This is a genomic window from Trueperaceae bacterium (assembly GCA_019454765.1).
Classification (GTDB): Bacteria; Deinococcota; Deinococci; order Deinococcales; family Trueperaceae; genus JAAYYF01.
In genome coordinates this window covers 1-12,479 of sequence record JACFNR010000058.1, presented here as the reverse complement: position 1 = coordinate 12,479, position 12,479 = coordinate 1, and the positions used below count along the sequence as shown (strand labels likewise).

The following is a 12,479-nucleotide window of genomic DNA, read 5'->3' as shown; positions in this document are numbered from 1 at the left end:
ATTCGAACGCCGCCGAGAGATCGTTGAGCGGCCGTTTAGGGACCCTTCCCTACCCTACTTCAACGCGTGCGACGTCTGAAGGCGCGTAGGTCGGAGCCGGCGAACTCTCACCCGACCAGGAACGGAACCGCTCATGAGGCTACGGAGATCGGTGCTGGCCGCCCTAATCGGCACTCTGCTAACGCTCGCGATTGCAGACGCTCAAGCCTACCGGGTAGGGGCCAGGGTGACCCCCGGGGTGGTGGTCGAGATCCCCGAGGTGCTCACCACCGCCGGCGAGATGGTGCGCCGCGGCGTGCCCACCGCGATAGTGTTCGCCCAGGTGAAGGACTGCAACCTTTGCAGCGCCATCGGCGAGATCACCAGTTCGTGGACCAAGAAGTACCCCAACGTGCAGGTCCTGGTGGTGGAGACGCGCAGCCTCAAGAAGTACGTCGAGGCCTGGGGCGAAGAGTACGGCGTGCCCATCGTCTACGACGCCGATGGTCAGTTCCGCGAGGCCTTCGACACGAACCTCACGCACGTCTACCTCCTCGATGGTTCCGGGACCGTGCGCGACAAGGTGCGGCCTGGTTACCGCCAGCAGTGGCTGGATCTGGACGCCCAGATGGCCAGAGCGAACGCGGGCGACTGGGACGCGGTCGACGCCAACTCGGTCGCCCTCCCATCGTTGGGCGACGTGGCGCGAAGCTCCCCATCCGTCGCGCTTGGCGCCGGCAATCCGGTCCTCGTCCTCGTTGGAGATGGCTACTGCGAGTTCTGCAAAGACCTGGTCAAGGGTAGCCTCCAGCGGGAACTGAACCAGCTCGTCGAGCAGCGACCCGACTTCCGTGTCTACCTACTCGAGCCGGCGCGAGAATCGTTGGCGGAAGGGTTCTACGGCACGCCGACCCACGATTACGGTCCGCGCAGCACCTTTGAGGAGTTCGTCGCCACCTTCGGAGAGAGCGCGGCCGGAACGGAGATCCTGGACTACCTGACGACAGGCAAGAGGATCTACCCTTTACCCGAGCACGTCTGGCCGGACACCGGTTGGGCGGAGGGCATCACGCTCATCCGTTACGAGGTCGGTGGCGTTGACGACCCCGTGGTCGCCTGGGGTTACGCCGAGAAGGAGTCGCCCGGGATGCTCGTCTTCGCCGCGGACGGCCGCTACATGGGCCCGACCCCGTTCTTCCTTGGCAGCACCGGCGGAAACGTGGCTAGCAAGGCTAGGGCGTTGCTGCCAAAGTAGGCGTGAGGCCGTGCCGAAGCTGGCAGTGAGTGCGCGGCGGAAGAACCCCTCGAATAATGGGCCACCTTTCACGGTGACCCGTTGCATGTTCTCTGCGTGGGCGTCACTCTGCACGAAGCGCAGGGTTCTTGGCGACCTCCTGTCGGAGACTCACGTGGTTCGCAGGGCGCCGTCGCGAAAGGCTGGACTTACGAACTGGCGCAGCGGGCCGTCAGCCTCTTTCCGCTACGCAACATGAAATGCCTGCAATTGCCAGCTTGCGCACTTGCACATTGGGCTCGTCATTTCGTGCGTTTCCTGGTCGGGCACACTGCCCGTGCTTTGGAGCTGCGACCGTGAAGGCGCACTATCCCGACGAAGCCACGGCGTAGCATAAGAGGCAAGCATGCAAAGCCTAGTCGACCTCATCTACACCCCCTTGGCCGACTGGCAGGAATCTGCCCGCCTAGCATTCGCAGGGGCCCTGCCAGCCCGGTACCAGCGCGTCTCCCCCGACGACCTTTCGGAAGCGGCAGCCACCACCAACAACCGCTTCCAACTCCGCGTCAACGCGTCAACGGGTGACCGCGACGTTCCTTTCGCGGCTCTCATCGCTCCTCGCCAAGAGCGCTCAGGACCGTACGGCGGAATGAGCTTCGTTTTGTTCCCCTCGAAAGAGGCGGGCCAGCCGGCGTTGATCGGCATGGTTGTTGGTACAAATGGCCTCGCGCCGGACGAAGACGTGCTTGGTCGACCGGGGCATGCTCGCAAGGTAAGGGCAATCACGGCATGGCTGCGGTCACGCGGGGCCCCGTTCGCCTGGGCGAAACAGGACCCGGTGCGCATCGACCTTAGGCTTCCGCGAACGGTCGAACCTCGGCTCGAGCATTGGAACCAGGCGGCTGAGCGCTACGGTCACGTGCTGTACGGCCTGGTTGTCCCTCCAGAGGAACGCGGGGAAAGCGACGGCGTCGTTGAGGATGCCCTTAAGGCATTCCTCGATCTCTTCTTCGAAGAGCGCCGCATTGGCGTCATGGCCGCTGCTCGTCAGGATACTGAACGTATCCGTCGGGCCTGGATGGCCACCACGCTGCCCAATACCAACGATGACGACGTCTTGGGCCTCCTAGCGCGCCGCAAGTACGTGGTGCTGGAAGGACCTCCTGGCACTGGCAAGACCGAGATGGCAACGCGGATTCTGCAGGGAAAATACGGCGGGCACGGGCGCATCATCCAGTTCCACCCGGGCACGACGTACGAGAGTTTCATCGGTGGGCTGGCGCCCGAGCAGGGTGGCGCAATGGGCTTCACCTTCGCACCGCGGGCCGGCCACCTCATGGAGGCCGCCAAGGTTGCGAGCGCCAGCAACGATCCGTACCTTCTGGTGATCGACGAGGTGAACCGCGCCGACCTAGCCAAGGTCCTGGGCGAGGCGATCTACCTCTTCGAACCTGGCCACCACGACCGCGCGGTTGCCATGGCTCACGACTTCCCGGACACCGGTCGCGAGCTGCGCCTGCCTCCCAACCTGCACGTGCTTGGCACCATGAACAGCGCGGATCGCAGCATCGCCATCCTCGATTTGGCCGTTCGGCGCCGGTTCGCGTTCGTGCCCCTCTGGCCGCAACTTTCCGTCGTGGAGGCTAACGGAGGAGAGAGGATGGCTCGGGCGTTCCACGAACTCCTGTCCATCTTCCTTGACCACGCCACGGACGATGCGTTCGCCCTCATGCCAGGGCACGCCTACTTTCTGGCCGACGACGCGAACGCCAGCACCCGCCTCAAGACGGAAGTGGCCCCCCTCCTGCGGGAGTACCTAACGCAGGGTTACGTGGCTCCCTTCGCGGACGAGGTTCAGGCGTGGCTCAACGCCTTGGCAGACAGCCCAGTTTGAGAAGCCGAGCGCTGCGCCATTACGAGCGCAGGCAAGCCGCGCGCGTCGAGAGCGGTACTCGCCTCCTGCTCGATTCAACTCGTCACTTCATCCCGGCTCGAGATTGGCTGGGCGGCACCGGGTCCGACGCAAGGGCGAACGCGGAGAAGCGCGCGGAAGACCTGGTACGGCTCAACCGCGGGCTGCTCGAGAACATGCAGGTTAGCGCCGAGGTCGGCCGCCAACGGGGCGAGCCGGGCTTGCGTGTCCATACGGGCACCCGCGTCGGCGCCATACCGCTCAGGTCGCCCGTGACTGGAAGAAGCGACTTCGGCCTGGTCGTCGCTCCGCGCTTCGAGTGGAGCGGAGTGGGCGATCTTCTGGCCACCACTGGATTCCGCGTCCTACCCGAGCTCCTCCCCATCGACGAGCTGCCGCAGTCTGAACGCCACGTGCCCCCCTGGGTTCTCGCCTCCGTGGTCCTCCACCGCCTCGAACAGCTACTGGCCTCCACCGCACGGCGCTTCGTCACCGTCGAGGAGGACCGCCTGGCACCGCGCGGCGCCGTCGACTGGCAGCGTTACGCGCTCACGAAGGTGACGAGCGCCCGCATGCTAGAGGTTCCCTGCCGCTTTCCTGACCTGCGGGACGACGAGGAGTTGCGCTCCGCCATCCACTGGACGGTGCGCCGTCAGCGCGACGCCCTGCTGGCCGCGCCTGCCGCCGGCAGGGTTGTCAACGAACTGGTGAGGCTCGCCGAGCGCCTCATCGCCCGCCTGGCCGGCTCGCCACCTAAGCCCCCCACCCTCCGCGCCCGTCAGGCATGGCGCAACCATCCGTTCGGCGGCCGAGTGTTCGCAGAAGGCATCGACGCGATCGACTGGACCCTCGACGAACGCGGCCTGGCCGGTCTCTCCGACCTCGCCGGTTTGGCGTGGCGCCTCGACATGGAGGTGTTCTTCGAGGCGTGGGTCGAGAGCATCGCCGCCTGGGTCGGCAGGCGCGTGGGTGCCACCGTTAGGAGTGCCCGCGCGGAGCAGACACGAGTGGCACTCGACTGGTCGCCTCGCTTCGCAGGGTCGCAAGGTTCCGTGGTGCCGGACGTCGTGATGCAGCGCGACGACATCGCGGTGGTGCTGGACGCCAAGTACAAGCAGCACGCCCAGGAGATCCAACGCCTCGGTTGGTTCGAGACTAGCGGCAGGACCCGCGAACAGCATAGGGCGGACCTGCTGCAGGCCCTCGCCTACTCGACGCTCTTCGACGCCCCGCGCGTGGTGACACTCCTCGTCTACCCGTGCGCCGTCGACGAATGGCGGCGCCTGGCAGAGAACGGTCGCACCCTGGCGCTTGCGCGCGTTCGCACCGGCCCTCGGAACGTCGAGGTCGGGCTGTTGGCGGTGCCGCTGGGCGGCGGCGTGGAGCAGGCCGCCGAGCCCCTGTCGCGGGTCCTAAGCTCGAGCGCCGCGTAGGACTGGCCCCGAACCGACCTCACGCCCCGGTAAGCACCGCCTCCGCCTCCACCTCGACGAGGTACTCGCTCCCCACCAGCTCGGCTCGCACGAGGGTGTTGGCGGGCATGATCTCGCCGAAGCGGACGCCGTGCGCGCGGGCCACGGCCTCCCAGTCGGCGAGGTCGGCGACGAACACGCGGGTGCGCACCACGTCCTCGAGCCGGCCGCCGAGTGACTCCAGCGCGCCGGCGAGCTTGTCGACGGCGAAGTGGAACTGCGCCGCTGCGTCGGTGCCGCCGATGACCTTGTCGCCGTGCGTGGCCGTGGTGCCGGACACCCAGGCACGGTCTCCCACCCTGACCGCGCGAGCGTAGCCTCCGAGTGCCTCCCACGGCGTCCCGCTCAGCACCCGTCGGCGCCCGCCGGCCGCCTCCTTGACAGCGTAGGGTGCCGGGAAACCTGCCACGTGGTGGCTGAGGTCGCCCGAGGCGGTCAGGTATGGGGGCCTGCGGTACTCGTCGCCGGTGTCGCCCGGTATGCGCGTCAGCTTGCCGAGCGCCGCGGCGATCTCCGTACGGCTCTCCGCGTCGATTCTCAGCTCGAGGAGCTGGAGCGTGCTGGCGATGTGCTCGCTCTCGCCCAAGCGAGCACCGATGATGACTGCTGCCACCCCGGGGCTATCTAGGATGTAGCGCGAAGCGAGGTTGGGGATGGTGGTGCCGGTCCGGGCCGCCACGGCGGCGAGCGTCCGCAGGAGCGCCTGGAAGGCGTCCCACCCGCCCGCCTCCTCGATGAAGCGGCGGTACTTCAGCTGCGACCACGTCAACTCGTCGGCGAGGTGCGGGTCCGGGCGGCCCAGCCACCGCTCGCTCAAGAACCCTCCGGCGAGCGTGCCGTAGGCGAGGATCTTGACCTCGTGCTCGGCGCAGAGCCGCGCCAGCGCTCCGGCCGCTCGCTGGTCCACGAGTGAGTAGCTCACCTGGTTGCTCACCACCCGGATGCCGCTGGCGAGGGCGACGCGCAAGTGCGCCGCGTCGAAGTTGGTCACGCCGAGCGCCCCGATCACGCCTTCCTCCACGAGTTCCTGCAGCCACGAGAGGGCGTCGAGCCAGGCCGGGTGCGAGTAGCTCCAGGTGTGGAACTGCATGAGGTCCACGCGCTCGACCCTGAGGCGCCTCAGCGCGCGGGACACTGCGGCGCGGACGTCCTCCCTGGTGATGGGGCCCGGTTCGGGCACCCACTTCGTCTGGAGTTCCACCCGACCGCGGCCACCCAGCTCGTCGACGTAGACACCCGCGATGTCCTCGGCGGAGCCGTAGTGATCCGCCATGTCGAAGGTGGTCAACCCGGCGTCCACGTACTTCTGCATCGCCCTGGCCGCGACGGCCAGGTCCAGGCCCTTGCCGCCACGCTCCATGTCGGCCACCTGCCACAGGCCGGTGATGACGCGCGAGACCTCCAGCCCGGCCGCCAAGCGCGTGCGTTCGACACGGCCGCTCACGCCACCGGCCTCCGCTGAGAGGCTCGCGTCCTTGGCGCCACGGGGCGGCGGTTCAGGCTTGGGTGCGGGGCACGGGTCATGGCTTCCCTCCGATGATTGAACTATGTTCAATATGTTGACATGCTCCCCGGTCGACTTTACAATCCCGCACAGGTACCCACGACCCGGAGGCGCAGCTCATGTCGGACCTCGGTAGGGAGAAATCGCGGCAGGCACTCGCCCTGCTAGGGGCGGGCACGCTCTGGCTGACGCTCACGCGCGAGGGGAGCGACCCGGCCACCGGCCTCCTCTTCGACACGGGCGTGAGCGGCAACGCCGCCATGATGCTCCATCCTGAGGCCGGCGTCGTCGCGCTCGTCGCCAACTACGACGAGGGGCACGTGGAGCGCCTAGGCGTCTTCGACGAGATCCGCGCCTACGAGCGCTCGTTCGCGGACGCGCTGACCACCTGGCTGCGCGAGCTCGCCCCACACACCATCCTGCTCAACTACTCCGAGAGCGACCACCTCTCCGACGGGCTCACGCACGGTCAGTACCTGAAGGTGGCGGCTCTCGCCGCCACCGCCGCGCCCCACGCCGGCCTTCGCACGAGCGAGCCTCTCCTCGCCCGTGTCCGCGGTGTGAAGACCCCCGCAGAGCTCGAGCGTCTCGAACACGCCATCCGCGGGAGCGGCGAGCTCTACGCCCGCCTGCGGCCGCGACTCCGCGTGGGCATGAGCGAACGCGAGGTCCAGGCGCTGATGCTCGCCATCGCCGCCGACCTGGGGCTCGAGCCCTACATGGGCGGCCACGACGGTCCCCTCGTCTGCATCAACCGGGTCGGCCTGGCGCACCGCGCGCCCGGCGACGACCGGATCGAGCCGGGCGACCTGCTCATCCTCGACCACGGCCTCGCGTACCGCGGCTACTACTCCGACCTGGCGCGCACCTTGTACTTCCTCGCCCCCGGCGAGACCGCGGCCCCACCGGAGGTGACGGCCGCGTTCCGCTCGGCGTACGAGGCCATCAGCGCGGCGTTCGAGGCCCTCGCGCCTGGGCGCGAAGGGTGGGAGGTCGACGCCGCCGCGCGAGAGGTGCACCTCGCCAACGGTTTCCCCGAGATCTCACACGCCACCGGCCACCAGATCGGTCGGCACGTGCACGACGGCGGCACGCTCCTCGGACCCCGTTGGGAGCGGTACGGTTCCGCGCCTCTCGGCAAGATCGAGGCCGGCAACGTCTTCACCATAGAGCCCACGATCCTCCGCTCCCCCGCCCCCTCCATGCTCGTCGAGGAGAACGTCGTGGTCACGGAGGCGGGCGCGCGGTGGCTGAGCGAGCGTCAAGAGGAGCTATGGCTCGTCTGAGCCGGCTGCAGGCGGCGCTGAGCGGCACCGACCTGGACGCCTTGCTCGTCACCGCTCCGGCGGACCTGCGGCTGCTGACCGGCTTCTCCGGGTCGGCCGGCACCTTGCTCGTCACGCGAAGCGACGCGCGCCTGCTGGTGGACCCCCGCTACACCCGCCGCGCCGCGAGCGAGACGGGCCTCCCCGTCAGCGAGTACCCCAAGCGCGAGGAGTGGACGGGAGCGCTGGCGGCGCTGTGCGAAGGGCGGCGTAGCGTGGGCGCCCAGGCGCGCCACCTCCTCGCGGCCGAGTGGCAAGAGCTCGCACTGGCGCTCAACGGCGAGCTGACCCCCGCGGACGACCTGTTGGCGCCGCTGCGAGAACTCAAGACACGGGACGAGGTCGCCGACCTGAAGGCCGCGGGCGACCTCACCTGGCGAGCCATCGACAAGGTCCTGGAGGCCCTCGAAGCAGGAATCACGGAACGCGAACTCGCTGCCGCCGTGGCTCGAGGGCTCCTGGCCGAGGGAGACGGGCTCGCGTTCCCGGTGATAGCTGCGTTCGGCGCCGCCACGGCGGACCCTCACGCCGCGCCGACCGACAGGCGCCTGGCCCCTGGCGACCTCGTCCTCGTCGACGCCGGGGCCAAGGTGCGCGGCTGGTGCGGCGACGTGACGGTGACGACCGTCTTCGGCGCCCCCGACCCGCGCCAGGCCGACTACCTGACGCTCACCGAGCGTGCGCTCGCCGCCGCCGAGGCGGCCGCCGTGCCGGGCGCTAGCGGCGGCGACGTGGACGAGGCGGCCCGCGCCGTCTACCGTGAGGCAGGGCTGGAGCACCTGACGCTCAAGGGCGTCGGGCACGGCCTGGGCCTCGAGGTGCACGAGGCGCCGCGACTGGTCGAGGGAGGAGAAGCGAAGCTGCAGAACGGACACGTCTTCACCCTGGAACCCGGCCTGTACGTGGAAGGTTGGGGCGGAATACGCATGGAGCGCATGTACGCGCTCGCGGACGACGCCCTCGTGCCCCTAAGCCCCTGGCCCCGACCGTAAGGAGAAGCATGGTGCGCAAGCTCTGGATCGTCCTCTTGGCCCTCATCCCCCTCGCGTGGGCGCAGCAGTGCCCCGCCACTGGCGGCACCGCGACCCTCGCCCAGTGGAGCGAGCCGGGCAACCTCAACCCCCTGATATTCCCGACGACCTACGACACGAACGTACAGGAGCTCGTCTTCTCCAGCCTGATCCGCACCACCTCGGACCTGGCGTTCGAACCCGACCTGGCCGAGTCGTGGACGTTCAGCGACGACCAGACGAAGATCACGTTCACCCTGCGACCGGGCCTCACCTGGCACGACGGCGCGCCGCTCACGGCCGAGGACGCGGCGTTCACGCTCCGGTCCCTGATGGAGCCGACCTACGACGGCGGCTCGTACGCCGACGTCTCCATCATCGAGGGGGCCGAGGCCTACCGCTCGGGCGAAGCCGCCGACGTCTCCGGCATCCGGGTGCTCGACGACGTGACGCTGGAGCTCACGATGAGCGAGCCGTTCGCCCCCGCCCTGGCGAACCTCGCCGGCATCCGCATCCTCCCCGAGCACGTCTACGGGAAGGTGGACGTCGCGCGCTGGCAGCAGGACGCCACCAACCGCAACCCCCTCGGCTCCGGCCCCTACCGCTTCGTCGAGTGGCGCCCCGGCGAGCTGATCGCGCTCGAGGCGTTCGACGGCTACTACGCCGGCCGGCCCTGCCTCGACCGCATCCTGATCCGCTTCGGCGATCAGGACACGATGCTGGCGGCCCTGCTCTCCGGCGAGGTCGACGTGGCGCAGGTGCCCATCAACAGCGTCAAGAGCGTGGAGGGCCGCGCCGACGTCGTGCTCGACGCCGTCGACTCGCTCAGCTTCCAGTACCTCGGCTTCAACCTCAGGAACGCCGCCCTCGCGGAGCTCCCCGTCAGGCAGGCCATCGCGGCCGCCATCAACCGCCAGGCGCTCGTCGACGGGCTCCTGCGCGGCTACGGGCGCGCCCTCGACACCATCCTCCCCACCAACCACTGGTCCTACCCGCAGGACGTCGCGCCGATCGTCTACGACGTCGAGCGCGCCGCCGAGCTCCTCGAGGAGGCCGGTTGGCGCCTGCAAGACGGCGTGCGCACCAAGGACGGCCGCAAGCTCTCCTTCACGCTCTACTTCCCCACGGGCAACCAGATCCGCGAGCGCAGCGCGCCGATCATCCAGGCGAACCTGAAGCAAGTCGGCATCGAGCTGGAGCTCCAGGCGATGGACTTCGCCACGCTCGTCACCCACCTCCTGCCCAAGGACGCCCAGGGCGTCCCCCGCGCGGTGGAGGCCGGCGACTTCGACATGTTCCTCCTCGGCTTCGGCGTGGAGCGCGACCCGGACGAGTACTTCTCGTACTTCGTGGCCGAAGGGTTCCCGCCCAACGGTTACAACTTCACCGGCTACACGGATCCCGAGGTCGAGGTGCTCTTGCGCGAGGGCCGCACCGTGCTCGACGTCGCGGCCCGCGAGGCGCCGTACCAGGAGTTCGGGCGCATCGCCCGCGACCAACTCCCCTGGGTGCCCCTCTACCAGCCGCAGGACCTCTTCGCGCACCGTACCCGGCTGCACGGCTTCAGCCCCGACATCCGCGGCGTGAACCCCAACGCGGAACGTTGGTGGGTCGAGAAGTAGCCTGAGGTCCGGGTCGGGGCGCGTCACGCCGCGTCCCGACCCGGCGACGACCATGCTCCCGTTCGCAGCCCGCCGCTCGCTCCAGGCCCTCGTGATCCTGGCGCTGGTGACGTTCCTCAGCTACGTCATCATGAGCATGGCCCCCGGCAACGCGCTCCAGACGTTCATCGACCCGCGCGTGCCGCCGGCCGAGCTGGCCGCCGCCGAGCGGGCACTAGGGCTCGACAAGCCGGTGGCCGTCCGCTACCTCAGCTGGCTGCGGGAACTCGCGTCGGGCAACCTCGGCTACTCCATCAAGACGGGAACCCCCGTCGGCGCGTTGATCCTCTCGCGCTTGGGGCCCACCCTTCTCCTCATGGGCACTGCCCTCGCTCTCATGACGGTGCTCGCCATCGTGCTCGGGGTCGTCTCGGCTGCTAGGCCCTACTCCTTCGTCGACTACCTCGCCACCACCTTCGCGTTCGCGGGGATCTCGGTGCCGAGTTTCTTCTTCGCGCTCACCCTCATCTACGTGTTCGCCGTCCAACTCGGCTGGCTGCCCACCTCGGGCCTGCAGACGTACCAACGCGAGCTGAGCGGGCTCGACCTCGCCCTCGACCGAGCCGCTCACCTCGTGCTCCCCGTGGCCGTCCTCGCGCTCACCGGCACCGCCGAGCTCGTCCGCCACGTGCGCTCCGCCGTGAGCGAGGCCCTCAAGCAGGATTACGTCCGGACCGCCAAGGGGAAGGGCGTCGCGAGCCGCGCCGTGCTGTTGAACCACGCCCTGCGCAACAGCTGGCTCCCGATCATCACCCTGCTGGGCGTCGCGTTGCCACGGTTCTTCAGTGGCTCCGTCGTCACGGAGGTCGTCTTCGCCTGGCCCGGCATGGGTCGCCTCCTCGTCGATTCGGTGTTCGCTCGCGACTACCCGGTGGCGATGGGCATAAACCTCTTCGCCGCCATGTTGGTGCTTCTCGGCAACCTGCTCGCTGACGTCGCCTACGGTCTGGCCGACCCGAGGATCCGCTACCAATGACGGCGGCGACGCGGCCCGTCCGGCGAGGCACCGAAGCCAGGGCTTTACGCGCCTTCGCTTCACACCGCCCGGCCGTCGCCAGCGCCGCCCTCCTCGCCCTCCTCGTGATATGCGCCGTCCTCGCGCCGCTCCTGGCGCCCTACGACCCCTACGACCTTGCCGTCAGCGCCTCCGGCAACATCGCCTTCGAGGAGCCTCCGAGCAGCGAGCACCTGCTGGGCACCGACGCCATCGGCCGCGACGTCCACTCGCGACTCATCTACGGGGGCCGGATCTCCCTGTCGATCGGCCTCATCTCCGCCACCATCTCGATCGTGCTCGGCTCGCTGCTCGGCGTGCTCGCCGGTTTCCGCGGCGGCGCGACCGACGCCGTGCTCTCGCGCGCGGCCGACGCCGTCAGCACCTTCCCCGCCCTCTTCCTCATCCTCACCGTCTCGAGTTTCGTCAAGCCGTCCATCTTCAACGTGATGGCGGTCATCGGGCTGCTGAGCTGGATGCCAACGTTCCGCCTGATGCGCGCCGAGGTGCTGAAGCTAAGGGCCGTGGACTTCGTGGAGGCGGCGCACGCCCTGGGTGCCGGCGCCGGCCGGATCATGGGGCGCCACCTCGTGCCCAACGCGGTGGCTCCCATCATCGTGCAGGCCACGTTGGGAGTGGCGGAGGCCATCCTCATCGAGTCGGCGCTCTCGTTCCTCGGCCTGGGCGTGCAACCGCCCACTGCATCGTGGGGGAACATGCTCGCCGACGCCCGCAGCATGACCGTCCTGCAGTCGCAACCGTGGCTTTGGGTGCCGCCCGGCGTCGCCATATTCGTGACGGTGCTCGCCATCAACTTCATGGGCGACGGCCTCCGCGACGCCATCGACCCCCGGAGGTGATTCCGATGTCACTGAGAGGAGCAGGTACTTGACGTCGAAGCTCGGCGCCCGGCTCCGGGCGCTCCGGCAGGCCAAGGGGTACACGGTCAGCCAGACGGCCAGCCTCGCCGGCCTGTCCAGGTCGTTCGTCTCGATGCTCGAGAACGGCAAGACGAGCATCTCCGCCGAACGGCTCGAGCGGCTGGCGGCGGTGTTCGGTCTGCGCGCGTCCGACGTGCTCCCCGACACGTCGTCCACCTCGCTCATCCAGGTCGTGCGCGCGGGCACGGGGCCGCGGGTCCCCAACGCCGGCCCGGGCGTGGAGATCACCCTCTTGTCGAACGACCTGCACCGCCTCCTGCAACCCGTCATCATGCGGCTCGCGCCCGGCGCGAGCTACGTCAACGAGGTCGGGCACGCCGGCGAGGAGCTCGTCTACGTCCTTTCGGGCGCCCTCGAACTGCGGGTCGACACCGTGGCCGTCGAGCTGCGCGAGGGCGACACCGCGCACTACCCGAGCGCGTTGCGGCATGGCTACGCTAACCTCGG

The 12,479-nt window shown here is 68.9% G+C and carries 10 protein-coding genes; 9 read left to right on the top strand and 1 reads right to left on the bottom strand.

The window, feature by feature from the left end:
* Positions 1–226: 226 nt before the first annotated feature.
* The 3 genes from H3C53_12315 to H3C53_12305 all read left to right on the top strand — a co-directional run bounded on the left by H3C53_12315 (position 227) and on the right by H3C53_12305 (position 4,558).
* Complete coding sequence (locus H3C53_12315; GenBank protein ID MBW7917448.1) at positions 227–1,234, top strand: hypothetical protein; 1,008 nt, start codon at positions 227–229, stop codon at positions 1,232–1,234.
* 385 nt (positions 1,235–1,619) lie between these two features.
* Positions 1,620–3,107, top strand: coding sequence for an AAA family ATPase (locus H3C53_12310; protein MBW7917447.1), 1,488 nt, complete (start codon positions 1,620–1,622; stop codon positions 3,105–3,107).
* The gene (locus H3C53_12305; GenBank protein MBW7917446.1) at positions 3,104–4,558 is read left to right on the top strand and encodes a hypothetical protein; all 1,455 of its coding nucleotides are present in this window, start codon (positions 3,104–3,106) and stop codon (positions 4,556–4,558) included. The genes H3C53_12310 and H3C53_12305 overlap by 4 nt, the downstream gene beginning before the upstream one ends.
* A 19-nt stretch (positions 4,559–4,577) precedes the next feature.
* Here H3C53_12305 and H3C53_12300 read toward each other — a convergent pair whose 3' ends face one another.
* Entirely contained in the window at positions 4,578–6,041 is a 1,464-nt protein-coding gene (locus H3C53_12300; GenBank protein ID MBW7917445.1) for an aldo/keto reductase, read from the bottom strand.
* 179 nt (positions 6,042–6,220) lie between these two features.
* On the opposite strand from H3C53_12300, the gene H3C53_12295 reads away from it, so the two are divergent.
* The 6 genes from H3C53_12295 to H3C53_12270 form a co-directional block, all read left to right on the top strand.
* The gene (locus H3C53_12295) at positions 6,221–7,387 is read left to right on the top strand and encodes an aminopeptidase P family protein (GenBank protein ID MBW7917444.1); all 1,167 of its coding nucleotides are present in this window, start codon (positions 6,221–6,223) and stop codon (positions 7,385–7,387) included.
* Positions 7,375–8,418, top strand: a complete 1,044-nt coding sequence (locus H3C53_12290; GenBank protein MBW7917443.1) for an aminopeptidase P family protein — start codon at positions 7,375–7,377, stop codon at positions 8,416–8,418. The genes H3C53_12295 and H3C53_12290 overlap by 13 nt, the downstream gene beginning before the upstream one ends.
* 8 nt (positions 8,419–8,426) lie before the next feature.
* Positions 8,427–10,058 (top strand): hypothetical protein, encoded by a 1,632-nt coding sequence (locus tag H3C53_12285; protein MBW7917442.1) that lies wholly within the window; start codon positions 8,427–8,429, stop codon positions 10,056–10,058.
* A 52-nt stretch (positions 10,059–10,110) separates the two neighbouring features.
* Positions 10,111–11,073 carry an ABC transporter permease gene (locus H3C53_12280; GenBank protein ID MBW7917441.1) on the top strand — a complete coding sequence of 321 codons (963 nt, stop codon included), beginning with the start codon at positions 10,111–10,113 and terminating at the stop codon, positions 11,071–11,073.
* On the top strand, positions 11,070–11,951 hold the full coding sequence (locus H3C53_12275; protein ID MBW7917440.1) for an ABC transporter permease: 882 nt from the start codon (positions 11,070–11,072) through the stop codon (positions 11,949–11,951). Before H3C53_12280 ends, H3C53_12275 begins: the two co-directional genes overlap by 4 nt.
* 28 nt (positions 11,952–11,979) lie before the next feature.
* On the top strand, positions 11,980–12,479 hold a 500-nt coding region (locus H3C53_12270; GenBank protein MBW7917439.1), incomplete at its 3' end, for a helix-turn-helix domain-containing protein.